This window comes from Bradyrhizobium sp. RD5-C2, assembly GCF_019972155.1.
Lineage (GTDB): Bacteria > Pseudomonadota > Alphaproteobacteria > Rhizobiales > Xanthobacteraceae > Bradyrhizobium.
On record NZ_BOVL01000017.1, the window covers coordinates 1 to 22,623 of the forward strand.

At 65.4% G+C, this 22,623-nt stretch carries 18 protein-coding genes and 1 pseudogene; 7 read left to right on the forward strand and 12 right to left on the reverse strand.

Annotated features, from left to right (window positions below):
• Positions 1-174 precede the first annotated feature (174 nt).
• The 12 genes from BraRD5C2_RS20030 to BraRD5C2_RS20085 all read right to left on the reverse strand — a co-directional run bounded on the left by BraRD5C2_RS20030 (position 175) and on the right by BraRD5C2_RS20085 (position 13,921).
• Positions 175-1,065 (reverse strand): ABC transporter permease, encoded by an 891-nt coding sequence (locus BraRD5C2_RS20030; RefSeq protein WP_223970645.1) that lies wholly within the window; start codon positions 1,063-1,065, stop codon positions 175-177.
• A 4-nt stretch (positions 1,066-1,069) separates the two neighbouring features.
• Positions 1,070-2,011: an ABC transporter permease gene (locus BraRD5C2_RS20035; protein WP_223970647.1), complete on the reverse strand. Its 942-nt coding sequence runs from the start codon at positions 2,009-2,011 to the stop codon at positions 1,070-1,072.
• 31 nt (positions 2,012-2,042) lie between these two features.
• On the reverse strand, positions 2,043-3,554 hold the full coding sequence (locus BraRD5C2_RS20040; protein ID WP_223970648.1) for an ABC transporter substrate-binding protein: 1,512 nt from the start codon (positions 3,552-3,554) through the stop codon (positions 2,043-2,045).
• Positions 3,555-3,587: 33 nt separating this feature from the next.
• Positions 3,588-4,670, reverse strand: a complete 1,083-nt coding sequence (locus tag BraRD5C2_RS20045) for an ABC transporter ATP-binding protein (protein WP_223970649.1) — start codon at positions 4,668-4,670, stop codon at positions 3,588-3,590.
• Positions 4,667-5,656: an ABC transporter ATP-binding protein gene (locus BraRD5C2_RS20050; RefSeq protein ID WP_223970650.1), complete on the reverse strand. Its 990-nt coding sequence runs from the start codon at positions 5,654-5,656 to the stop codon at positions 4,667-4,669. The genes BraRD5C2_RS20045 and BraRD5C2_RS20050 overlap by 4 nt, the downstream gene beginning before the upstream one ends.
• Positions 5,653-6,363, reverse strand: coding sequence for a DUF1028 domain-containing protein (locus BraRD5C2_RS20055; protein ID WP_223970651.1), 711 nt, complete (start codon positions 6,361-6,363; stop codon positions 5,653-5,655). Before BraRD5C2_RS20055 ends, BraRD5C2_RS20050 begins: the two co-directional genes overlap by 4 nt.
• 9 nt (positions 6,364-6,372) lie before the next feature.
• A complete protein-coding gene (locus tag BraRD5C2_RS20060) occupies positions 6,373-8,178 on the reverse strand; it encodes a gamma-glutamyltransferase family protein (RefSeq protein WP_223970652.1) in 1,806 nt (601 codons plus the stop codon).
• Positions 8,179-8,290: 112 nt separating this feature from the next.
• Entirely contained in the window at positions 8,291-9,286 is a 996-nt protein-coding gene (locus BraRD5C2_RS20065; protein WP_223970653.1) for an ABC transporter ATP-binding protein, read from the reverse strand.
• Positions 9,283-10,266, reverse strand: a complete 984-nt coding sequence (locus BraRD5C2_RS20070; RefSeq protein ID WP_223970654.1) for an ABC transporter ATP-binding protein — start codon at positions 10,264-10,266, stop codon at positions 9,283-9,285. The genes BraRD5C2_RS20065 and BraRD5C2_RS20070 overlap by 4 nt, the downstream gene beginning before the upstream one ends.
• Positions 10,263-11,225: an ABC transporter permease gene (locus tag BraRD5C2_RS20075; protein ID WP_223970655.1), complete on the reverse strand. Its 963-nt coding sequence runs from the start codon at positions 11,223-11,225 to the stop codon at positions 10,263-10,265. The genes BraRD5C2_RS20070 and BraRD5C2_RS20075 overlap by 4 nt, the downstream gene beginning before the upstream one ends.
• 11 nt (positions 11,226-11,236) lie before the next feature.
• A complete protein-coding gene (locus BraRD5C2_RS20080) occupies positions 11,237-12,217 on the reverse strand; it encodes an ABC transporter permease (RefSeq protein ID WP_223970657.1) in 981 nt (326 codons plus the stop codon).
• 105 nt (positions 12,218-12,322) lie between these two features.
• Positions 12,323-13,921, reverse strand: a complete 1,599-nt coding sequence (locus tag BraRD5C2_RS20085) for an ABC transporter substrate-binding protein (RefSeq protein WP_223970659.1) — start codon at positions 13,919-13,921, stop codon at positions 12,323-12,325.
• Between the two features lie 419 nt (positions 13,922-14,340).
• Between BraRD5C2_RS20085 and BraRD5C2_RS20090 the strand changes: the two genes are divergently transcribed.
• From BraRD5C2_RS20090 to BraRD5C2_RS20120, 7 genes and pseudogenes are all read left to right on the forward strand, one after another.
• On the forward strand, positions 14,341-14,595 hold the full coding sequence (locus tag BraRD5C2_RS20090; protein ID WP_223970661.1) for a DUF6489 family protein: 255 nt from the start codon (positions 14,341-14,343) through the stop codon (positions 14,593-14,595).
• A gap of 65 nt (positions 14,596-14,660) precedes the next feature.
• Positions 14,661-15,395 carry an esterase/lipase family protein gene (locus BraRD5C2_RS20095; protein WP_223970775.1) on the forward strand — a complete coding sequence of 245 codons (735 nt, stop codon included), beginning with the start codon at positions 14,661-14,663 and terminating at the stop codon, positions 15,393-15,395.
• A gap of 58 nt (positions 15,396-15,453) precedes the next feature.
• Positions 15,454-17,004 carry a WS/DGAT/MGAT family O-acyltransferase gene (locus BraRD5C2_RS20100; protein ID WP_223970663.1) on the forward strand — a complete coding sequence of 517 codons (1,551 nt, stop codon included), beginning with the start codon at positions 15,454-15,456 and terminating at the stop codon, positions 17,002-17,004.
• Positions 17,005-17,015: 11 nt separating this feature from the next.
• Entirely contained in the window at positions 17,016-18,011 is a 996-nt protein-coding gene (locus BraRD5C2_RS20105) for an alpha/beta fold hydrolase (protein ID WP_223970665.1), read from the forward strand.
• Between the two features lie 129 nt (positions 18,012-18,140).
• Positions 18,141-21,374: a bifunctional cytochrome P450/NADPH--P450 reductase gene (locus BraRD5C2_RS20110; protein ID WP_223970667.1), complete on the forward strand. Its 3,234-nt coding sequence runs from the start codon at positions 18,141-18,143 to the stop codon at positions 21,372-21,374.
• A 46-nt stretch (positions 21,375-21,420) separates the two neighbouring features.
• A complete protein-coding gene (locus BraRD5C2_RS20115) occupies positions 21,421-22,095 on the forward strand; it encodes a polyamine aminopropyltransferase (protein ID WP_223970669.1) in 675 nt (224 codons plus the stop codon).
• Between the two features lie 122 nt (positions 22,096-22,217).
• Positions 22,218-22,623 (forward strand): annotated as a pseudogene (locus BraRD5C2_RS20120) (hypothetical protein); the annotation flags it as partial.

Consider the following 22,623-nt stretch of genomic DNA (forward strand, 5'->3'; position numbering starts at 1 on the left):
CAGGGACCAAAAACCATGGCAACCCGCTTGACGAAGAACACAGTCGCTGAGGAGCGCGTAGCGCGTCTCGAAGGATGCACGGCCCGGCTAGTGGCCGTCGACCCTTCGAGACGCGCGTTCCGCGCTCCTCAGGATGACGGGGAAGAATGGTGCCCGCTGCGGCGGAGGACAACATCACCGCGCCTTCGGATCGAGCGCGTCGCGCAGGCCGTCGCCGACCAGGTTGAATGACAGCACGACCAGGAAGATCGCAAGCCCAGGCCAGATCGCCATCCATGGCGCGCTGGTCAGGAAGCGTTGCGCGGCGTTGAGCATGCTGCCCCAGGACGGCGCCGGCGGCTGCTGGCCGAGGCCGAGGAAGGACAGCGCGGCTTCGGCGATGATCGCGGCTGCGATCGACAGCGTCGCCTGCACCAAGAGCGCCGGCAGGATGTTGGGCAGGATGTGGACCAGCGCGATGCGCCAGCGCGGATTGCCCATGGCGCGCGCGGCCTCGACATAGTCCTCGACCTTGACGCTCATCACCTGGCCGCGGGTCAGGCGGATGAAGATCGGGGTCGCCGAGACACCGATCGCGATCATTGCATTGCCGAGGCTCGGCCCGAGGAACGCTGCGAGCGCGATCGCCAGGATCAGGAACGGGCAGGCCAGCATCGCATCGGTGATGCGGCTGATCAGGGCGTCGATGAAGCCGCCGCGATAGCCGGCGAGCAGGCCGAGAGGCACGCCGATCGCAAGCGCGATGCTGACCGAGATGACGCCGGCAAGCAGCGAGGCGCGGGCGCCGAACACGACGCGCGCGAGCACGTCGCGGCCGAGCTCGTCGGTGCCGAACCAGTGCTGCAGCGACGGCGCCTTGCGGACCAGCGACCAGCTCGTCGCGATCGGATCGTAGGGCACGATCAGCGGCGCGAACACGGCGAGCAGGATACAGAGCACGATCACGGCAAGGCCGAGCACGGCGCCCTTGCGCCGGATCAGCCGCCGCCCAGCGCGCCGTGCTGGGCTTTCGAGCGTCTCGGCGGCGGCAAGCGCAGCTGATGTCCCGAGTACAGCGTCGGTCATCCGATCAGCTCCTTAGCCGCGGGTTGACCAGGATGTAGGCGATGTCGGCGATCAGGTTGAGCGTGATGTAGATCGTCGCCGTGGTCAGCACCACGCCCTGCACGACGGCATAGTCGCGGTTGAACACGGCATCGACGATCAGCTTGCCGAAGCCCGGGATCGAGAAGATCTGCTCGGTGAGCACCGCACCGGAGAGGAGCGTGCCGAGTTCGAGCGCGCCGAGGGTGATGATCGGCGTCAGCGCGTTGCGCATCGCATGCTTGAGGATCACCGTGCGCTCGGACAGGCCCTTGGCGCGCGCGGTGCGGACATAATCGCTCTCCAGCACCTGCAGCATGGCGCTTCGCGTATGCCGCATCAGGACCGCCGCGATCGCATTGCCGAGCACGAAGGCCGGCATGACGGATGCGGCGAGGCTGGCGCGCCAGTTTTCACTGAGCGGCACGTAGCCGGAGGCCGGCAGCCAGCCGAGTTCGACGGAGAACAGGAAGATCAGCATGATGCCGAGCCAGAAATTCGGCGTCGAGATACCCCACAGCGCGAACAGGTTGGCGCCGTAATCCCAGGCGGTGCCTTTCTTCACCGCCGAGATGATGCCAGCGGGAATCCCAATCAGAAAGGCGACCACGATCGCCATGCCGGCGATCTGCATCGTAACCGGCAGCTTCTGCGCGATCAGGCTCGACACCGGCATCTTGTTGCGCAGGGATTCGCCGAGGTCGCCCATGAGCACGCCCTTGACCCAATAGGCGTATTGCACCGGGATCGGTTGATCCAGGTGGTATTGCTGGCGGATCTGTTCGATCACGGCCGGATCGCGCTCCTCGCCGGCCATCACGAGTGCCGGATCGCCGGGCAGCAGGTGTTGCAGCGAGAAGATCAGGAGCGAGACGAAGAACAGCGTCGGGACCAGCTGAACCAGCCGCTTGGCGAGGAAGTTCAGCATGGTCGGCCCCGCGTGCCCAGCGTTGTCGCGATCATTTCAATTTCAGCCCGACCACGCGCACCAATCCATCCGGCATCTGCCGGTAACCCTCGACCTTGGCGGTGTGCGCGATCAAAAGCGTGCGGTGATAGATGTAGATGATGGGCTCGTCATTGAGCACGATCTTGGCCATCTTCTCGTAGATCGCCTTGCGCTGGGCGGGATCGTTGATCAGCCGCGCATCTTCCATCAACTTGTCGGCTTCCGCGTTGGAATAGCCGCCGTCGTTCTGCGGCGCCTTGGTGTGCAGGAAGACATAGGAATTGCCGTCGGGATCGATCCGGCCGCTCCAGTTGATCTGAAACACCTGAAACTCGCCGGCCTGGGCCTGCTTGAAAGTCGTCGCAAATTCGACCACGCGGATCTTGATGTCGAAGCCCGCTTCGGCCGCCATCGACTGCACGACCTGGGCCACGGCTTCGTTCTCGGCGCCTTTGGGGACCATGTAGTCGATGGCGACAGGCAGCGCGACACCGGCCTCCTTCAGCAGCGCCTTGGCCTTGGCAATGTCGCGTCCCCGAACCGGAAACGCCTTCTGATAGTAGGGATGGACCGGGCTGACCCATTGATTGCCCGGCGTGAACTCGCCGTTGAAGACGACCTGGTTGAGCGCCTCGCGGTCAATCGACAGGTCGAGCGCCTGGCGCACCTTTTCCGACTGGCTGAGTGCCCCCTTGCTCTTGTCGTTGCCGATGTTGATGGTGAGGCCGAGATAGCCGAGTTCGGGCGCAGTCGACAGCACAAGCCGCTTGTCGGCGCGGACGTCCTTGATGTCGGTGGCGAGCACGCGCTCGATCAGATCGAGCCCGCCGGATTTCAGATTGGCGAGCCGCACCGTGGCGTCGACGATAGGAAGGAACACGATGCGATCGATGAAGACGTTGTCCTTGTTCCAGTAATCCTCGAACTTCTCGAACACCATGCGGTCCTGCTGCACGCGTTCGACGAACTTGTAGGGTCCGGCGCAGACCGGATGCAGGCCGAATTTGTCGCCCGCTTCCTTCACCGCCTTCGGCGAGACCATCATGCCGGCGCGATCGGTCAACTGGGCGATCAGCGGCGAGTAGGGCGTCTTGAGTACCAGTTTGATGGTCAGGGGATCGACGACGTCCACATGGTCGAGCGCGGCCAGTTCCGGCTTGCGAAACGAGGTCGGCAGCGTCAGATGGCGTTCCAGCGAGAATTTGGCGGCTTCGGCGTCGAACGGTTCACCGTCGTGAAACTTGACGCCCGGCCGGAGCTTGATCGTCATCTCCTTGCCGTCGGCCGAGTTCTCGTAGGACAGCGCGAGCTGCGGAACGATATTCAGCTTCTCGTCAATGTCGAACAGCTTGTCGCAGAAGGCCGAAAAAACGATGCGGCCGACATAGGTGCGTCCGATTGAAGGATCTAGGATGTCGGGATCCTCTGCGAGCCCGATGCGAAGCGTGGTCTCGGCACGCGCGCTCGTTCCGCACCAGGCCACGAGGGCCGCCATCAGGATCGCCAAGCGCCAAAATCTCATCGCCAACCCCTTAATCCCCTGCGCATTTGTTCCTTACGAAATAACCCCGGGCCGCCCCGGGGCTTCCGCCGTATTGAACGCCGCCACCAGCTTTTCCAGTGTCGGCGAGAAGGCGCCATCGGACGGCACGATCGCCTCCGCGCCGGGCAGCTCGCCCGTTCGGTGACAGGCCGTTGCATATCCGGTGCCATCTTCGCGCAACAGCGGCACTTCGCTGCGGCAGCGCGCGATCACATAGGGACAGCGGGTATGGAAACGGCAGCCCGAGGGTGGATTGAGCGCGCTCGGCAGCTCGCCCTCCAGCACGATGCGGCTGCGCCTGGCGCGCGGCTTCGGCACCGGGATCGCCGACAGCAGCGCGCGGCTGTAGGGATGGCGCGGCGCGGCGAACAGCGCCTGCGCCTCCGCCGTCTCGACGATGGTGCCGAGATTCATCACGGCGACCCGGTCGGCGATGTGTTTCACGACGGCCAGATCGTGCGAGACGAAGATGTAGGCGAGCTTCAGTCGATCCTGCAGGTCGCGCAGCAAATTCAGGATCTGCGAGCGGATGGAGACGTCGAGCGCCGACACCGGCTCGTCGCAGATGATCAGCTTCGGCTCGACTGCGAGCGCGCGGGCAATCGCGATGCGCTGGCGCTGGCCGCCGGAGAATTCGTGGGGATAGCGGCGCGCAAAGCGCGGCTCGAGCCCGACCAGACGCAACAGCTCCTCGACCCGCTCGCGGCGGCCCGCTGCCGGGACGAGATTGTGCAGCGCCAGCGGTTCGGTCAGGATCTGGCTCACCGTCATGCGCGGGTTGAGCGAAGCGTAGGGGTCCTGGAAGATCAGCTGCGCATCGCGGCGGAACGCGCGCAATTGCTCGGCGTTGAGCGCGCCGAGGTCGCGGCCCTCGAAGCGGATCCGTCCGGCGTCCGGCTCGATCAGCCGCAGCACCAGGCGGCTGACGGTTGATTTGCCGCAGCCGGACTCGCCGACCAGCGCCAGCGTCTTGCCGGCCTCGACCGTGAAGCTGACGCCGTCGACCGCCTTCACATGAGCGGTCGGCCGGCCGAACACCGAGCGTTCGGCGACGAAATGCTTCACCAGCCCTTCGACCTCGAGCAGCGCAGTCATGACACCAGCCTTTCCAGCGGCGCGCGGATGCAGCGCGAGGCGTGGGTCGCGCTCAGCAACACGAGCGGCGGCGGCGACCGGGTGCAGGCATCTTCCACGAACGGACAGCGCGCGGCGAAGCGGCAGCCCGCCGACGGGTTCGCCATGTTCGGCACCATGCCCTCGATGGTGGCGAGATGGCTGGTGCGGCGGTCGAGCCGCGGGATCGAGCCGAGCAGGCCGACTGTGTAGGGATGCTGCGGATTGGCAAACAGCTCGTCGACTGGTGCGCGTTCGACGATCTCACCGGCATACATCACCGCGACCTCGTCGCACACCTCGGCGACGACGCCGAGATCGTGGGTGATCAGGATGATCGCAGCCCCACTCGCGGCCTTCAATTCGCGCATCAGATCGAGGATCTGGGCTTGCAGCGTCACGTCGAGCGCGGTGGTCGGCTCGTCGGCGATCAAGAGCCGCGGATCGCAGGCCAGCGCCATTGCGATCATCACGCGCTGGCGCATACCGCCGGACAGCTTGTGCGGATACTCGTCGATGCGCTTCTCGGGCGAAGGGATATGCACGCGGCGCAGCAGCTCGATGGTGCGCTCGCGTGCCGCGCGCCGGGAGCCGCCGCGGTGGCGCAGAATCGTCTCGGTGATCTGGTCGCCGACGGTGAAGCTCGGGTTGAGCGAGGTCATCGGTTCCTGGAAGATCATCGCGAGGCGATTGCCGCGCAGGTCGCGCAGCGTCGCATCCGGCACGTCGAGCAGGTCGAAGCCGTCGAAGCGGATCGCGCCGGAGACCGCGGCGGACTGCTTCGGCAACAGCCCCATGATCGCGAGCGAGGTGACGCTCTTGCCGCAGCCGGACTCGCCGACCAGACCGAGTGTGGCGCCGTTGGCGACGGAAAGATCAACGCTGTCGACGGCATGCGTCACGCGGCCATCGTCGCCGTGGAAGGTGACGCGCAGGCCCTCGATCTCGATCAGCGGGCCGGCGGTCATTCGCGGCTCTTGGTTGCCGCTGCGATGCCGGCCTCGATCCTGGCGCGGTCGCTGATTCCGGCCGGGTTGTCGCGCGTCGGCATGAAGTCCCGGAACGGCACCCAATGCTCACGGCTGACCGCTTCCAACCGTTCCAGCTCACGCAAGGGATCGGCGTGGTCGTCGACCCGCAGATCGAGCAACGGCCATTGCTCCGTTCCGTGGATCAGAAGGGCCGCCGACTGCTTGCCGCGCTTATCACCGCCGGTCGCCTCGCCGGCGAACATCGCCTTGATCAGCCGCTCCGCGAACGGCAGCTTCCCGTTCGCGGCAAAGACGCGCGCGGTCTCATCGAGCACGGCGGGCCCGGCCAGCATGTTGCCGGCGACCGAGAAGCCGTCGCCGGCGATGTGGCCGAACCAGTCGATGCAGTCCTTGCCGGAGTGGGCGGCGATCCGCCCCTTGCTGTCCATGACATGCACCTGCCGACTCTCGCGGCCGCCGTCGGGCGCGAGCAGCGCCGCGATCGTCTCATGCGGGCTGTTGCCGTCGCGCAGCAGCGCGAGGCCGTCGATGCCGTAGTAGGGATTGACCAGCGCCTGCGTCGCGATGGCGCCGATCCCGGGTGCAATGTGCGGCACCAGCGCGCCGACCGCGAAGAACCGCGTCGCGACGGCGATGCCGAGCTGGCCGGTGGCGCTGTCGCGGGCGATGATCGACCAGGTCATCCCAAACCTCTAGCGGCCCGCGGCGTAACCCTGCATGCCGCGCGGGTTGGCGGCGGCGCGGCGGCGGGGGCCGACCTTCGAGGCCGCGGTGAGGCGGCCTTCCGACCAATCCGGCCCAATCTCGACCACATGGCCGCGACGTTTCAATTCGTCGATGGTCGATTTCGGCACGCGATTCTCCAGCACCAGCACGCCGGGCCGCGAAGTGCGCGGCCAGAACGAGATCGGGAAATGCTCGGAGTGCCAGGCCGGCGCGTCGATCGCCTCCTGCAGATTGAGTCTCGCGTGGACATGGCGCAGGAAGAACTGCGTGATCCACTGATCCTGCTGGTCGCCGCCCGGCGAGCCCCAGGAGAGATACGGCTCGCCGTCGCGCAGCGCCATGGTCGGCGACAGCGTGGTGCGCGGCCGCTTGCCTGGCGCCAGCGAGGCAGGGTGGTTTTCCTCCAGCCAGAACATCTGGGCGCGGCTGCCGAGGCAGAAGCCGATCTCGGGAATTACAGGCGAGGATTGCAGCCAGCCGCCGGACGGCGTAGCCGAGATCATGTTGCCGGCCTTGTCGATGATGTCGAAATGCACGGTGTCGCCGCGCACCTCGCCGAACCGGCCGACCGTCGGTTCGCCCGCGCCCATGGCGCCGACCGCTTCGCGATGCCCTTCGGCGTGCCGCAGCTTCACGACGCCGCCGAAACCTGCGACCGAGCCGGGGCGGAAGTCGAGCGAGGCCTTGTCCTTCGAGATCAGCTTGCGCCGTTCGTTGTTGTAGGCATCGGACAGCAGCGTTTCGATCGGGATGTCGGCGAACTTCGGATCGCCGTAGAATGTTTCGCGATCGGCATAGGCAAGCTTGGCGGCTTCGATCTGCAAATGGATGAAGTCGGGGCCGGCGGGATCGAGCCCGTCGAGCTCGAAACCCTTCAGCAGCGCGAGCTGCTGCAGCATCACCGGACCCTGGCTCCAGACGCCGCACTTCTGCACGGTGTAGCGGCCGTAATCGTAGGTCAGCGGCGCTTCGATGGTCGGCTGCCAGCGCGCCATGTCGTCGGCCGACAGCACGCCGCGATGCGGCGATCCGGAGACGTCCATCACCTCCTGGGTGCGGCAGAATCTGTCGATCGCTTCGGCGACGAAGCCCTTCGACCATGCCTGCCGCGCGCGCTCGATCTGTGCGACGCGGTCGCTGCCTGCGCTCTCCGCCTCGGTCAGGATGCGTGCATAGGTCTCGGCGAGCTTCTTGTTGGTGAAGAGGGTGCCGGGCTTCGGCACTTCGCCGTTGGGCAGATAGACGTCGGCCGACGTGGACCAGTATTTCCGGAACAGCTGCTCGACGGTCTTGATGGTAGCCGACGCGCGCTCGACCAGCGGATGGCCGTCGCGGGCATAGGCGATCGCGGGCTCCAGCACGTCGCGCAGCTTCATCGTGCCGTAGTCGCGCAGCAGCAGCATCCAGGTTTCGAACGTGCCGGGCACACAGGCCGCGAGCAGGCCGGTGCCGGGCACCATTTCGAGGCCTTCGCTGCGATAATGCGCAATCGTCGCTTTCGCCGGCGCCGGTCCCTGGCCGCAGATCACTTCGGTCTTGCCGCGCTTGACGTCATGCACGATGAGCGGGACGTCGCCGCCGGGGCCGTTCAGATGCGGCTCGACCACCTGCAACGTGAACGCCGCGGCAACGCCGGCGTCGAAGGCGTTGCCGCCTTTCTCCAACGCCGCCATGCCGACGGCGGTCGCGATCCAGTGGGTCGAGGTGACGACGCCGAAGGTGCCTTCGATCTCGGGCCTTGTGGTGAACGGATCGGGGTTGACGTTGCTCATGGGGCGGCGCTTCCGGCTAGGTCTCTCAACGGGTCTCTTGGCGCGCGCACTTGATCACAGGCAGGCTGGCATGCCAACCGCTTGGTGGACATGGCCGCTCCCATCCGCGTGATCATGCCGGAACGGCGGCGGCAGGGCTGTTGACGGCGTGGCAGGCGACGCCGTCGATCAGTTCCGGCGCTTTTTCGCGGCAGAGATCGAAGGCGAGGGGACAGCGCGGGTTGAACGCGCAGCCCCGCGGCGGATCGATCGGGTTCGGGATCTCGCCCTTGACCGGGATGCGCTGGCGGCCGGACATCGCAAGATCCGGAACCGCGCCGAGCAGCATCTTGGTATAGGGCATCCGCGGGTTCTCGAACAGTTTCCGGCCCTCGGCGATCTCGACGATGCGGCCGAGATACATCACGCCGATCCGGCTCGCCATGTGGCGGACAACCGCGAGATTGTGGCTGATGAAGAGATAGGTCAGGCCGAACTTGTCCTGCAGGTCGCGCATCAGATTGAGGATCTGCGCCTGCACCGAGACGTCGAGCGCCGAGGTCGGCTCGTCGCAGACGATGAACTCGGCCTCGGACGCCAGCGCACGGGCGATCGCGATGCGCTGGCGCTGGCCGCCGGAAAATTCATGCGGGAATTTCTGGCCGTCGTCGGGGTGCAGGCCGACCAGCGAGAGCAGTTCGCCGACCCGGGCCTTGATGTCGCGTTCGCCCTCGATCAGGTCGAAGGCGCGGATCGGCTCGGCCACGATAGCGGCGACCCGGTAGCGCGGATTGAGGCTGGCATAAGGGTCCTGAAAAACCATCTGGATGCGCCGGCGCAGCCGGCGGCGCGCCTGTGCCTGCCGCGGATCGGTCATCGAGACGCCGTCGATGACGACTTCGCCCGAACTCGGCGGCAACAGGCCCACGACCATGCGCGCAACCGTGGTCTTGCCGGATCCGGATTCGCCGACCAGCGCAAACGTCTCGCCGCGCTTGATGTCGAAGCTGACACCGTCGACGGCCTTGAGGAATTCGAGATGGCCGCCTTCGATCACGCGGTTGAGCCACGGTTTCGAGACGTCGAAGACGCGGCGCAGGTTCTTGACCTCGATCAATGTCCCGCTCATGCCGCCGTCTCCTTCGCCGGCTCGAACAGATGGCAGGCGACCGATTGGTCACCATGCTGGATCGGCTCGGGACGTTCGACGCGGCAGCGATCGAACACAAATGCGCAGCGCGGATTGAATGGGCAGCCTGCCGGGATCGCCGACAGCCGCGGCATCGAGCCCGGGATCTGCACCAGGCGCTTGTCCTCGCCCGCGAGCGTCGGAATCGCGCCCATCAGGCCCTTGGCGTAGGGATGCAGCGGGTTGCGCACCACTTCCTGCACCGGGCCGATCTCGGCGATGCGGCCGGAATACATCACCGCGACGCGGTCGCAGGTCTCGGCGATCACGCCCATGTCGTGGGTCACCAGCATCACGGCGGTGCCGTGGTCGCGGCCGAGCCGCTTGATCAGCGTGATGATCTGCGCCTGCACCGAGACGTCGAGCGCGGTGGTCGGCTCGTCGGCGATGATCAGCTCGGGTTCGGCGCAGATCGCAAGCGCGATCACGACGCGCTGGCGCATGCCGCCGGAGAATTCATGCGGATAGCCGTCGATGCGCTTTTCCGGCGCGGGGATGCCGACCTCGGCGAGCAGATCGATCGCGCGCCGGCGCGCGGCGCTTTCGCTCAGATTGGTGTGGGTGCGTATCGTCTCGATGATCTGGTCGCCGATCCGGTAGAGCGGATTGAGGCTGGTCAGCGGATCCTGGAAGATCATGCCGATCCGCTTGCCCCGGACTCTGCGGATTTCTTCCGGCGGAAGATGGTCGATCCGCGTGCCCGACAGCTCGATCTCGCCGCCGGAAATACGACCGGGCGGATCGATCAGCCCGATCACGGCAAGCCCGGTGACCGACTTGCCGGCGCCGGACTCGCCGACCACGCCGAGCACCTCGCCCTTGGCGATGTCGAACGACACGCCGTTGATGGCGCGCAACGTTGCGCGGCGGGTGACGAATTCCACCTCGAGGTTACGCACGGAGAGAACAGGCTGGGTCATCGGAGCTTTGGGTTCAATGCGTCGCGCAGCCAGTCGCCGAGCAGGTTGATGGAGAGGATCAGGCCGGCGAGCGCAATGCCCGGGAAGGCGACGATCCACCACTCGCCGGCGAACAGATAATTGTTGCCGATCCGGATCAGGGTGCCGAGCGAGGGCATGGTGTCGGGCATGCCGGCGCCGAGGAACGACAGCGTCGCCTCGGTGATGATCGCAAGCGCCAGGTTGATGGTGGCGATGACCAGGATCGGGCCCATCGTGTTCGGCAGCACGTGCCGCAGCATGATCTTCGGCGCCGGCAGACCGATCAGCTGCGCCGCCGCCACGTAGTCCTTGTTCTTCTCGACCATCACCGAGCCGCGCACGGTGCGGGCGTATTGCACCCAGAAACTGAGGCCGATCGCGATGATCAGCACGCCGAACGTGCTCATCTCGTCGAGCCGGTTGCCGAGCAGCGATTTGGCGACACCGTTGACCAGGAGCGCGATCAGGATCGCCGGGAAGGTGAGCTGGACGTCGGCGATCCGCATGATGACGCTGTCGACCACGCCGCCGAAATAACCGGCGACCAGCCCGAGGGCGATACCGAGCGCGCCGGCGAACACCACGCCGGCAACGCCGACCGCAAGCGAGATGCGCAGGCCGTAGAGGATCGCCGAGAGCACGTCGCGGCCCTGCTCGTCGGTGCCGAGCAGGAACGGGCTCTGGCCGTCGGCGGTCCACAGCGGCGCGATCCGCGAGTTGATCAGCTGCAGCTGCGCCGGATCGAACGGGTTCTGCACCGCAAGCCATGACGCAAAGATCGCCAGCAGGAAGAACAACAGCGTGATCACGGCGGCGACCATCGTCAGCCTGGAACGGCGGAACGAATAGAGGATGTCGCTGTCGAGCGCGCGTCTGAACCAGCCAGCAGATGTCTGCGGGTGAGCTTCGGAACGATGGGGGACGACGGCGTCGGACATCGGTCAGCCCCTCACGTCGCGCGGCCGACGGTCGAGCGCAAGCGCGGATCGACCACGGTGTAGAGGATGTCGACCACGAGATTGATGGTGACGAAGATCAGCGAGACCATCAACAGATACGCGGCCATGATCGGGATATCGACGTTTTGCACGGCCTGCACGAACAGAAGTCCCATGCCCGGCCATTGGAACACGGTTTCGGTGATGATCGAGAAAGCAATTACCGAGCCAAACTGCAGGCCGGCGACGGTGATCACCGGAACCAGGGTGTTCTTCAGCGCATGGCCGAAATGGATCGCGCGCGTGGTCAGCCCGCGGGCGCGGGCGAAGCGGATATAGTCGGTCCGCAGCACTTCCAGCATTTCGGCGCGCACCAGCCGCATGATCAGGGTCATCTGGAACAATCCGAGCGTGATCGCCGGCATGATCAGCGCCTTCAGGCCGGAGACGGTGAGCAGCCCGGTGGTCCACCAGCCGAGCTTCACCACCTCGCCGCGGCCGAAGGAGGGCAGCCAGCCCAAGGTTACGGCGAACAGATAGATCAGGAGGATGCCGATCAGGAAGGTCGGCAGCGAAATGCCGATCAGCGATACCGCCTGGAATAATTTGGCGAGCACGGTGTCGCGGCGCAGCGCCGAATAGACCCCCATCAGGATGCCGGCGATCATGGCGAACAGCGTGGCGCAGATCGCAAGCTCCAGCGTCGCCGGCAGCCGTTCCGCCAGCAGCGATGAGACCGGCAGGCGGAACTGGTAGGACACGCCGAACTTGAACTGCAGCGCATTGATGAAATAGCGGCCGAACTGCACCAGCACGGAATCATCCAGGCCGAGCGAGCGCCGGATTTCAGCGCGCTGCGCGGCCGAGGTGTCGATCGAGACGATCTGGCTCACCGGATCGCCGGCGAAGCGGAACATCGCGAAGGCAATGACGCCGACGGCGAGCATCACGCCGATCGCCTGCAGCACGCGGCGAAGAGTGAAAGCGAGCATCTCTACCTTTCACTGCTTTTGACATCCGGCGCGCGCGGCTTTGCGCGGCCGAAAACCGAGAGGTCCCGGAAGCCTGCGCTTCCGGGACCCAATTCGCTGCAACCACTATTCACCTTGCTTGGTCGCCCAGTACAGCAGCACCTGGTTGTCCGCGCGCTGGGTCAATTTGACCTTTTTCGACACGCCCCACACCAGCGGTTGCTGATGCAGCGGAATGTAGCCGTAATCCTTGATGACGATCTCGTAGGCCTGCTTGATCAACTGGTCGCGCTTGGCAGTGTCGCTCTCGATCAGGACCTTGTCGGTGAGCGCGTCGACTTCCTTGTTGCAGTAGCCGCCGAGATTGGCTTCGCCCCGGGTCGAATCCTTCGGATCGTCGCGGCAGCCGAGGATGTCGTGCAGCACGTTGTGCGAGTCTGACGTCGCGGGCGTCCAGCCCAGCATGAAGAACGAGGTCTGGTAACCGCCGGGCTTCAGCACCTTGCCGAAATACTGCGCCTTCGGTTGCGCCAGCAGGTTCACCTTGATGCCGATGCGCGCCAGCATGCCGACCACCGCCTGGCAGATCGCGGCGTCGTTGACGTAGCGGTCGTTCGGGCAATCCATCGTGACTTCGAAGCCGTTCGGATAGCCGGCCTCCGCCAGCAGCTTCTTGGCGCCTTCCGGATCGAGCTTCGGCCGGGTGAACTCCTTCGACAGCGGATAGAGCTCGGGCGCGATCATCAGGGTCGAGGGCGTCGACATGCCGCGCATCACGCGGGTCTTGATCAGGTCGACGTCGATCGTCTTGTAGAAGGCTTCGCGGACCTTGATGTCCTTGAACGGATTCTTGCCCTTGATGTTGGAGTACAGCAGCTCGTCGCGCGCCATATCCATGCCGATGAAGATGGTGCGGATCTCCGGCGCGGTCATGACGGTGGCGACGCCGCTGGAATTGACGCGCTGGATGTCCTGGAGCGGAACCGGTTCGATGACATCGACCTCGCCCGAGAGCAGCGCGGCGACGCGGGTGGCGTCGGAGCCGATCGGGGTGAAGATGATCTCCTGGAGATTATGCTCGGGCTTGCGCCAATAGCCCGGAAACGCCTTGAACACGGTCTTCACGCCGGGCTGGTGGCTCTCGATCGTGAAGGGACCGGTGCCGTTCTCGTGCAGCGCGGCGTAGCTCGGCGTGGTCGCGGAGGCCGGCGTCGGCGCGACGGCGTTGTTCTCCTCGCTCCACTTCTTGTCCATGATGTACCAGCTATCCCACTGCGAGGTCAGGATGGGATTGGGCGAGTCCAGCGTCACGTCGACGGTGTAATCGTCGACCTTGGTGAACTTGGCGTCGGCCGGAACGTTGCTCAGGAAGTTGGAGCCCTTGGCGCGGACGCGGTCGGCGGAGAACAGCACGTCGTCGGCGGTGAAGGGGTCGCCATTGTGGAATTTCACGCCCTTGCGCAGATGGAAGCGCCATTTGGTCGGGCTCAGCGTCTCCCAGCTTTCCGCCAGCGCCGGAATGATCTTGAGGTCCTTGTCGCGCGCGGTGAGGCCTTCGTAGACGTGCGCGTGGTGCGCGATCGTCGTGGTTTCCTTCAGCGTGTACGGATCCAGCGACTTCAGCTCGCCCTGATTGGCATATTTCAGCGTCTGGGCCGATGCCGGCAAGGCAAAGGCGCCCAGCGCGACGGCAGTCGCCGCAAACAAACTCCAACGTACCGACATGTGATCCCGCGTCCCCGTTTTTGTCCGCCGGCTGCTTTGTCCGGCTGGTATTATTGATGCATGTTGCCAGAGTTTCCCGGCCGCGCAAGCGCGATTTCCCAAAGGGTTAATCGGTTCGTGCGGGTGCAGCGCAATGAATGCGACATGAGAGTAGGCGGTTGGTACAGGCGCGTGACATTCGACTTTCGGAGTGCCGCTTGCCGGTCACGGGAATTGATCGCCGACGAGCCAGGCTGATGCCGGTCGCGCCAAACGGAGCCGCCGTTCCAAACGGTTTGGAGCCTGTCGTTCCAAACGGTTTGGTTGACCATAACGGATGATTGAGGCCGACTAGACATCGGGGCAGGTACGGCTCGCTTGCGTGACCGGCCCGGTCCCGGCGATACTGAGGCGGGCCAGGCGCATTTGAGGAGGCGGATATGAAGGTCAACGTCGAGATAGATTGTACGCCCCTTGAAGCGCGCCAATTCTTCGGCCTGCCGGACGTGGCACCGATGCAGAACGCGGTGATGGACAGGCTGCAGCAGCAGATGCTGTCGAACATCGAGAAGGTTTCGCCGGAAGCGTTGATGCAAAGCTGGTTCACCTTTGATCCCAAGCTCGCCGAGCGCTTCCAGGACATGTTCGTGACGATGGCCGGCCTCGGCGGCTTGGCCAAAAAGGACAAGAAATAGTGGCGGCCGCGAAAGGGAGCGTTGATGCGACCGAACGCCGATTGCGCCCACCCAGCCTGTTCCTGATGCTGGCGGAAGCGCGCGGCGTGCTCGAGCTGAATTCGAGCCTGCTGCTGTCGCCGTTGCTGATGCAGGCGCCGAAGGGTGACGGTCATCCGGTGCTGGCGCTGCCCGGCTTCCTCGCCAGCGACCTTTCGATGGCGCCGATGCGACGCTATCTGAAGGAGCTCGGCTATGACGCCTACGCCTGGAACATGGGCCGCAATTTCGGCGGGATCTCCAGCAGGCGGACTGCGCTGCGCGACCTGCTGAAGCGGGTCCATGAGGCGTCGGGGCGCAAGGTCTCGATCATCGGCTGGAGCCTCGGCGGCGTCTATGCGCGCGACCTGGCGTCGCAGATGCCTGAGCTGGTGCGCTCCATCATCACGCTGGGCAGCCCGTTCGCCGACGACATCCGCGCCACCAACGCGACCCGGCTGTACGAACTGCTGTCCGGCGAGGGGGTGGACGCCATTCCCGAAATCCGCGCGGCGATCGCCGGCGACATGCCGGTGCCGGCAACCTCGATCTATTCCCGCACCGACGGCATCGTGAACTGGCGGACCTCACGGGTCCGGCCGTCGGCGACCGCTGAGAACATCGAGGTGCATTTCGCCAGCCATCTCGGCCTCGGCGTCAACCCCGCAGCGCTGTGGGCGATCGCGGACCGGCTGGCACAGCCGGAAGGGGAGTTCCGGCATTTTGACCGCTCGGGCCCCTTTGCCATTGCCTATGGGCCGGCAGAACAGGCACTATCCTGACTGAACGACGAGAAGCGCCGCCAAGGCGCCCGCGTGAGTTGGCTCTCGGGAGGAAATCATGAGCGACGCCAAGAAGCTGTCCTCGCTGGACGCATCGTTTCTGTATCTGGAAACGCCGGAAATGCCGATGCATGTCGGCAGCATGGCGATCTTCCGGCTGCCCGACGGCTACAAGGGCGACTTCTTCGAGGAGTTCAAGGCGATGATCGCTTCGCGGCTGCACGTCGCGCCGATCCTCAAGGCGCGGCTGCAGAAGGCGCCGCTCGACATCGACCACCCGTCCTGGGTCGAGGATGATCAGTTCGACATCGACCGCCACATCTTCCGCGCCAGCCTGCCTGCGCCACGCGACCGCGCCACGCTGGAGCGCATCGTCGGCTGGATGCATGCCAAGCTGTTGAACCGCGCCCGCCCGCTCTGGGAGTTCTACGTCTTCGAGGGCATGAAGGACAACGAGATCGGGCTCTATTCCAAGATGCACCACGCCTGCATCGACGGCGGCGCCGGCGCGGCGCTGACCAGCATGATCTACGACCTGACGCCGGTGCCGCGGCAGATCGAGCCACCGAGCGCGAAAAAGGTCGCGCAGGAGCCGCGCGACATCGCGGCCAATCTGATCGACGCCTATCAGCAGCTCTGGACCCAGCCGTTCGAGGCGGCCGCCGCCGCGCAGAAGAGCCTGGAGCTGCCGCGCTCGGGCAAGAGCGACCTCGGCTCGATCCTGTTCGACAACGCCATGTTCCAGATCGAGAGCGCGGTGAAGTTCGCAGGCTCGATGCCGACCGTGCTCAAGAGCCTCTCCGACGTCGTCGCCAAGGTCGCCGATCCGAGGTCGCGCGAGAGCCTGCAGGCGATGGCCTCGCCGCCGACCATCCTCAACAAGGCGATCTCGTCGGAGCGCAGCTTTGCCGGCACCTCGATCTCGCTGTCGCGCGCCAAGGCGCTGGCGAAGGCCTCGGGCGGCAAGCTCAACGACGTGGTGCTGGCGCTCGCCTCGGGCGTGGTGCGGCGCTATCTGATCAGCCAGGGCGCGCTGCCGAACAAGTCGCTGACCGCCGGCGTGCCGATCTCGCTGCGCGAGGAAGGCAACGCCGAATCCAACAACCAGGTGTTCGGCATGATCTGCTCGATCGCGACCGACGTCGAGGATCCGAAGAAGCGGCTGGAAACCATCATCGCGCAGTCCACCAAGTCCAAGGAGATGTCGCATCCGCTGCGCGCCCTGGTGCCGCAGGTCTCCAACATCTCGCTCTTGGGCGCGCCGATCGTGGTGCAGGTTCTGGCCTTGCTCTACAGCCGGTCTGACCTGTCCAACGTGCTGCCGCCGGCGACCAACATCACGGTGTCGAACGTACCGGGGCCGCGGCAGACGCTGTACGCGGCCGGCGCGGAGCTGCTGCACATCTTCCCGGTTTCGATCTCGACCCACGGCGTGGCGCTCAACATCACCGTGCAGAGCTACCGCGATCAACTCGATTTCGGCTTCATCGTCGGTGCCAACATCATTCCGCATGTGCAGGTGATGTGCGACATGCTGCCGCTCGAATTCGATGTACTCGAGGCGGCGTTCGCGCCTCCGCCTGCCGACATCAAGGGCGCGGCCGAATAGGAATTCCTGCAATGATCGACATGCCACCGCTGCAGTTCGCCGAGACGAACGGCATTCGCATGGGGTTTTACGAAGCAGGCCCCAAGACCGATACACCGCCCGTGGTGTTGTGCCACGGCTGGCCCGAACTGGCGTTCTCCTGGCGCCATCAGATCAAGGCGCTCGGCGAGGCCGGCATCCGGGTGATTGCGCCGGATCAGCGCGGCTATGGCGCGACCGACCGGCCGGAGCCGGTCGAGGCGTACGACATGGAGCACCTGACCGGCGACCTTGTCGGCCTGCTCGACCATCTCAAGATCGATAAGGCGATCTTCGCCGGCCACGACTGGGGCGGCTTTGTCGTCTGGCAGATGCCGCTCAGACATCCCTCGCGGGTCGCCGGCGTCGTCGGTGTCAACACGCCGCATTTGAACCGCGCGCCGATGGACCCGATCGCGCTGTTCCGCCAGCGCTTCGGCGACCAGATGTACATCGTCCAGTTCCAGGATCCGGCACGCGAGCCCGATCGGATCTTCGGCAGCCGCGTGGAACAGACCTTCGATGCCTTCATGCGCAAGCCGGCGGCGCGCCCGCCGGGCGCTCCGGAGGAACAGCCGATCGCCGGCGTCGGCGCCTCGGCGCGGCTCAACCTGGCGTTCCCGCAGATGATCGCGAACTACGACGCCAAACACGATCCGCGGACGCCGATCCTGTCGGCCGAGGAGAAGAAGGTGTTCGTCGACACTTTCACCAGGACCGGCTTCACCGGCGGCATCAACTGGTATCGCAACTTCACCCGCAACTGGGAACGTTCGGCGGGGCTGGACCACAATGTGCGGGTGCCGTCGCTGATGATCATGGCCGAGAACGACGCGGTGCTGCCGCCCTCGGCTGCCGATGGCATGGAGAAGCTGGTGCCGGACCTCGAAAAGTATCTGGTCCACGACAGCGGCCATTGGACGCAGCAGGAAAAGCCTGACGAGGTCAGCGCCAAGCTGATTGAGTGGCGTAGAAAGCGGTTTGGGTGACGACGGGACACTAACGCCGTCATTGCGAGCGAAGCGAAGCAATCCATTGGTCCGCATGTGAGGACAGATGGATTGCTTCGTCGCTTCGCTCCTCGCAATGACGAATAGAGGACAGGGGGCACTTCGACAATGGCATCCGGCAACAGACTGAGTCCGATCCCGCATCCGCCGACGAAGCCGGTGGTCGGCAACATGCTGTCGCTGGATTCGAACGCGCCGGTGCAGCATCTGGTCAAGCTCTCCAAGGAGCTCGGACCGATCTTCTGGCTCGATATGATGGGCGCGCCGATCGTCATCGTCTCCGGTCACGATCTGGTCGACGAGCTCTCCGACGAGAAACGCTTCGACAAGGCGGTGCGCGGCTCGCTGCGCCGGGTGCGCGCGGTCGGCGGCGACGGGCTGTTCACCGCCGACACCAAGGAGCCGAACTGGAGCAAGGCGCACAACATCCTGATGCAGCCGTTCGGCAACCGCGCCATGCAGTCGTACCACCCGAGCATGGTCGATATCGCCGAGCAGCTGGTCAAGAAATGGGAGCGCCTCAACGCCGACGAGGAGATCGAGGTCGTCCACGACATGACGGCGCTGACCCTCGACACCATCGGGCTCTGCGGCTTCGACTACCGCTTCAATTCGTTCTACCGCCGCGACTACCACCCTTTCGTGGAATCGCTGGTGCGCTCGCTCGAGACCATCATGATGACCCGCGGCCTGCCGCTCGAGGGTCTGTGGATGCAGAAGCGGCGCAAGACGCTGACCGACGACGTCGGCTTCATGAACAAGATGGTCGACGAGATCATCGCCGAGCGGCGCGGCAACACCGATGTGACCAGTGACAAGAAGGACATGCTGGCCGCGATGATGACCGGCGTCGATCGCGCCACCGGCGAGCAGCTCGACGACGTCAACATCCGCTACCAGATCAATACCTTCCTGATCGCCGGCCACGAAACCACCAGCGGCCTGCTGTCGTGCACGATCTATGCGCTGCTGAAGCATCCCGAGGTGCTCAAGAAGGCCTATGAGGAGGTCGACCGCGTCCTTGGTCCCGACATCGATGCGCGGCCGACCTATCAGCAGGTGACGCAGCTCACCTACATCACTCAATGTCTGAAGGAGGCGCTGCGACTGTGGCCGCCGGCGCCGGCCTACGGTATCGCGCCGCTCAACGACGAGACGATCGGCGGCAAATACAAGCTGAAGAAGAACACCTTCATCACCGTGCTGGTGATGGCGCTGCATCGCGATCCCTCGGTCTGGGGCCCCAACCCGGACGTGTTCGATCCGGAGAATTTCAGCCGCGAGGCGGAGGCCAAACGCCCGATCAATGCCTGGAAGCCGTTCGGCAACGGCCAGCGCGCCTGCATCGGCCGCGGCTTTGCCATGCACGAGGCGGCGCTCGCGATCGGGATGATCCTGCAACGCTTCAGGCCGCTCGACGTGCATCGCTACCAGATGCATCTGAAGGAGACGCTGACCGTCAAGCCCGACGGTTTCAGGATCAAGGTGCGGCCGCGCGACGACAGGGAGCGTGGTGCGTTCGCCGGCAGCACCGGCGCGGTTGCGGCAGCGCCGAAGGCACCGCGCGCGCCGACCACGCGCCCCGGCCACAACACGCCGATGCTGGTGCTGTATGGCTCCAACCTCGGCTCGGCCGAGGAGCTGGCGACCCGGATGGCCGATCTGTCGGAGATCAATGGCTTCTCGGTGCGGCTTGGCCCGCTGGACGACTATGTCGGCAAGCTGCCGGAGGAGGGCGGCGTCCTGATCATCTGCGCCTCCTATAACGGTGCGGCGCCCGACAATGCGACGCAGTTCGTCAAATGGCTTGAGACCGATCTGCCGAAGGATGCCTTCGCCAAGGTACGCTACGCGGTGTTCGGCTGCGGCAACAGCGATTGGGCCGCGACCTACCAGTCGGTGCCGCGCTTCATCGACGAGCAGCTGACCAAGCATGGCGCCCGCGCAGTCTATCCGCGCGGCGAGGGCGATGCGCGCAGCGATCTCGACGGCCAGTTCCAGAAATGGTTCCCGGAGGCCGCGAAGGTCGCGACCAAGGAATTCGGCATCGACTGGAATTTCACCCGCACCGCCGAGGACGAGCCGCTTTATGCGATCGAGCCGGTGGCGCAGGGCGCGGTCAACACCATCGTGACGCAGGGCGGCGCGGTGCCGATGAAGGTGCTCGCCAACAACGAGCTGCAGAACAAGGAGGGCGCCCATCCGTCGGAGCGCTCGACCCGGCACATCGAGGTCGAGCTGCCGGCCAATCTGAAATATCGCGTCGGCGATCATCTCAGCGTGGTGCCGCGCAACGATCCGACTCTGGTCGATTCCGTTGCGCGCCGGTTCGGCTTCCTGCCAGCCGACCAGATCCGGCTGCAGGTCTCGGAAGGCCGCCGCGCGCAACTGCCGGTCGGCAACGCGGTGTCGGTCGGGCGGCTGCTCACCGAGTTCGTCGAATTGCAGCAGGTCGCGACCCGCAAGCAGATCCAGATCATGGCCGAGCACACCCGGTGCCCGATGACCAAGCCGAAGCTGATGGCCTATGTCGGCGACGACGAGGCCTCAGCCGGGCGCTACCGCACCGAGGTGCTGGCCAGGCGCAAATCGGTGTTCGACCTGCTCGAGGAATATCCGGCCTGCGAGCTGCCGTTCCATCTCTACCTCGAAATGCTGTCGTTGCTCGCGCCGCGCTATTACTCGATCTCGTCGTCTCCGGCCGGCGAGGCGCAGCGTTGCAGCGTCACCGTCGGCGTGGTGGAGGCGCCTGCGAGCTCGGGACGCGGCATCTACAAGGGGATCTGCTCGAACTATCTGGCGCGCCGCCGCGCCGGCGATACCGTCCACGCCACCATCAAGGAGACCAAGGCCGGCTTCCGCCTGCCTGACGACAGCGCCGTGCCGATCATCATGATCGGGCCGGGCACCGGGCTCGCGCCGTTCCGCGGCTTCCTGCAGGAGCGCGCCGCGCGCAAGGCGCAGGGCGCGACGCTGGGCCCCGCGATGCTGTTCTTCGGCTGCCGTCATCCGGAGCAGGACTTCATCTATGCGGATCAGCTGAAGGCGTTCGCCGTCGATGGTGTCAGTGAACTCCATACCGCGTTCTCGCGCGCCGACGGGCCGAAGACTTATGTGCAGCATCTCGTCGCCGCGCAGAAGGATCGGGTCTGGGAGCTGATCGAGAAGGGCGCGATCGTCTATGTCTGCGGCGACGGCGGCAAGATGGAGCCCGACGTCAAGGCGACCCTGATGTCGATCTATCGCGAGCGCAGCGGTGCCGACGCTGACGCCGCCGCGCGCTGGATCGAGGAGATGGGCACCAGGAACCGCTACGTGCTCGACGTCTGGGCCGGCGGGTAGGCTCGGCGCCTTCGGCAAAGCTGCGGGCCATGCTACAAGCCGCCGCATGATTCCCTGGGAAAAGATCGATACCGCGCGCATTCCCGGCACCGAGGGTGAATTGCGCCTGATGCGGCGCGGCCGCGAGTTTTCGATCATGCTCGGTACCAACGAGCTGATGAACAGCCGCCTGTCGGGCTCGGAAGCCGCGCTGGCGACGCTCGCCGCGAAGAAGATCGAGAAGGTCACACGGCCGCGTTTTCTGATCGGCGGCCTCGGCATGGGCTTTACGCTGCGGGCCGCGCTCGCCGTGCTTGCAGCCGAGGCGGAAATCGTGGTGGCCGAGCTGGTGCCGGCAGTTGTTGCCTGGGCGAGGGGCCCGATGGCCGAGATCTTCGGCGAAAGCCTGAACGATCCGCGCGTCACCATCCAGGAGGTGGATGTCGCTGATGTGATCGAGCGCAATCCGCGCACCTACGATGCCATTCTCCTCGACGTCGATAACGGCCCGGAAGGTCTGACCCGCAAGGCCAATGACGCGCTGTATGACATCTCCGGGCTCAGGATCGCACACGCCGCCTTGCGGCACGGCGGCGTGCTCGCCGTCTGGTCGTCCGGTCCAAATGCCAAGTTCCCGAAATCGCTGTCCCGCGCCGGGTTCGCCGTCAACGAGATTGCCGTCCGCGCCACGGGCCGCGGCCGCGGCGTGCGCCACGTGATCTGGATCGCGGTCAAGGAGTAGCAGGCGGCGCTATTGCGGCGCAGCAAGGCCGCCGGGAGCACCATTCGGTTCGATTGTGTTGAAAAGCGAGTGCCGTTGGGTTTCACTCGCGGCACCGAAGCATCGAGCCCTTGGTCTGTCTGATGCAGCCGACGTCGAATTTTGGGGTGCAGGAGACGCACGGGATCCTGGACCGCTTCCAGGCCGAATTCCGCGGCTCGAGCGAGGGGCTCGGCTGGTCGTCCGCGTATGCCTCGGTCCAGCGCGAGCGGCCGTTTGACGGGCACTTCCACGCGCTGTCCGACAATCTGATGGTGCTGCACCGGGGTGGCCCGGTCGAGATCACCTATGTGATGGACGGCAAGTCGGTTGCCCGGCAGATTCCGCGCGGCGGGGTGTTCTTCCTGCCGGCGGGACACGCCTGCAACGTGGTGCTGCGCGAGGCGCTGGAATCCACGCATATCTATCTGCGCTCCGACCTGTTCGCGGGCCGGGACGGGGCGCCGAGCCTGATCGGCGGGCTCGCGCCGATGCTGGGCGGTCAGGGTT

What these genes read in the sequence shown, in the direction of transcription:
- BraRD5C2_RS20085 (WP_223970659.1), bottom strand. Translation starts at nt 13,921, where the DNA reads ATGTCGGTACGTTGGAGTTTGTTTGCGGCGACTGCCGTCGCGCTGGGC.
- BraRD5C2_RS20095 (WP_223970775.1), top strand. Translation starts at nt 14,661, where the DNA reads ATGCTGGCGGAAGCGCGCGGCGTGCTCGAGCTGAATTCGAGCCTGCTG.
- BraRD5C2_RS20055 (WP_223970651.1), bottom strand. Translation starts at nt 6,363, where the DNA reads ATGACCTGGTCGATCATCGCCCGCGACAGCGCCACCGGCCAGCTCGGC.
- BraRD5C2_RS20050 (WP_223970650.1), bottom strand. Translation starts at nt 5,656, where the DNA reads ATGACCGCCGGCCCGCTGATCGAGATCGAGGGCCTGCGCGTCACCTTC.
- BraRD5C2_RS20040 (WP_223970648.1), bottom strand. Translation starts at nt 3,554, where the DNA reads ATGAGATTTTGGCGCTTGGCGATCCTGATGGCGGCCCTCGTGGCCTGG.
- BraRD5C2_RS20070 (WP_223970654.1), bottom strand. Translation starts at nt 10,266, where the DNA reads ATGACCCAGCCTGTTCTCTCCGTGCGTAACCTCGAGGTGGAATTCGTC.
- BraRD5C2_RS20045 (WP_223970649.1), bottom strand. Translation starts at nt 4,670, where the DNA reads ATGACTGCGCTGCTCGAGGTCGAAGGGCTGGTGAAGCATTTCGTCGCC.
- BraRD5C2_RS20065 (WP_223970653.1), bottom strand. Translation starts at nt 9,286, where the DNA reads ATGAGCGGGACATTGATCGAGGTCAAGAACCTGCGCCGCGTCTTCGAC.
- BraRD5C2_RS20075 (WP_223970655.1), bottom strand. Translation starts at nt 11,225, where the DNA reads ATGTCCGACGCCGTCGTCCCCCATCGTTCCGAAGCTCACCCGCAGACA.
- BraRD5C2_RS20100 (WP_223970663.1), top strand. Translation starts at nt 15,454, where the DNA reads ATGAGCGACGCCAAGAAGCTGTCCTCGCTGGACGCATCGTTTCTGTAT.
- BraRD5C2_RS20105 (WP_223970665.1), top strand. Translation starts at nt 17,016, where the DNA reads ATGATCGACATGCCACCGCTGCAGTTCGCCGAGACGAACGGCATTCGC.
- BraRD5C2_RS20060 (WP_223970652.1), bottom strand. Translation starts at nt 8,178, where the DNA reads ATGAGCAACGTCAACCCCGATCCGTTCACCACAAGGCCCGAGATCGAA.
- BraRD5C2_RS20110 (WP_223970667.1), top strand. Translation starts at nt 18,141, where the DNA reads ATGGCATCCGGCAACAGACTGAGTCCGATCCCGCATCCGCCGACGAAG.
- BraRD5C2_RS20030 (WP_223970645.1), bottom strand. Translation starts at nt 1,065, where the DNA reads ATGACCGACGCTGTACTCGGGACATCAGCTGCGCTTGCCGCCGCCGAG.
- BraRD5C2_RS20090 (WP_223970661.1), top strand. Translation starts at nt 14,341, where the DNA reads ATGAAGGTCAACGTCGAGATAGATTGTACGCCCCTTGAAGCGCGCCAA.
- BraRD5C2_RS20035 (WP_223970647.1), bottom strand. Translation starts at nt 2,011, where the DNA reads ATGCTGAACTTCCTCGCCAAGCGGCTGGTTCAGCTGGTCCCGACGCTG.
- BraRD5C2_RS20080 (WP_223970657.1), bottom strand. Translation starts at nt 12,217, where the DNA reads ATGCTCGCTTTCACTCTTCGCCGCGTGCTGCAGGCGATCGGCGTGATG.
- BraRD5C2_RS20115 (WP_223970669.1), top strand. Translation starts at nt 21,421, where the DNA reads ATGATTCCCTGGGAAAAGATCGATACCGCGCGCATTCCCGGCACCGAG.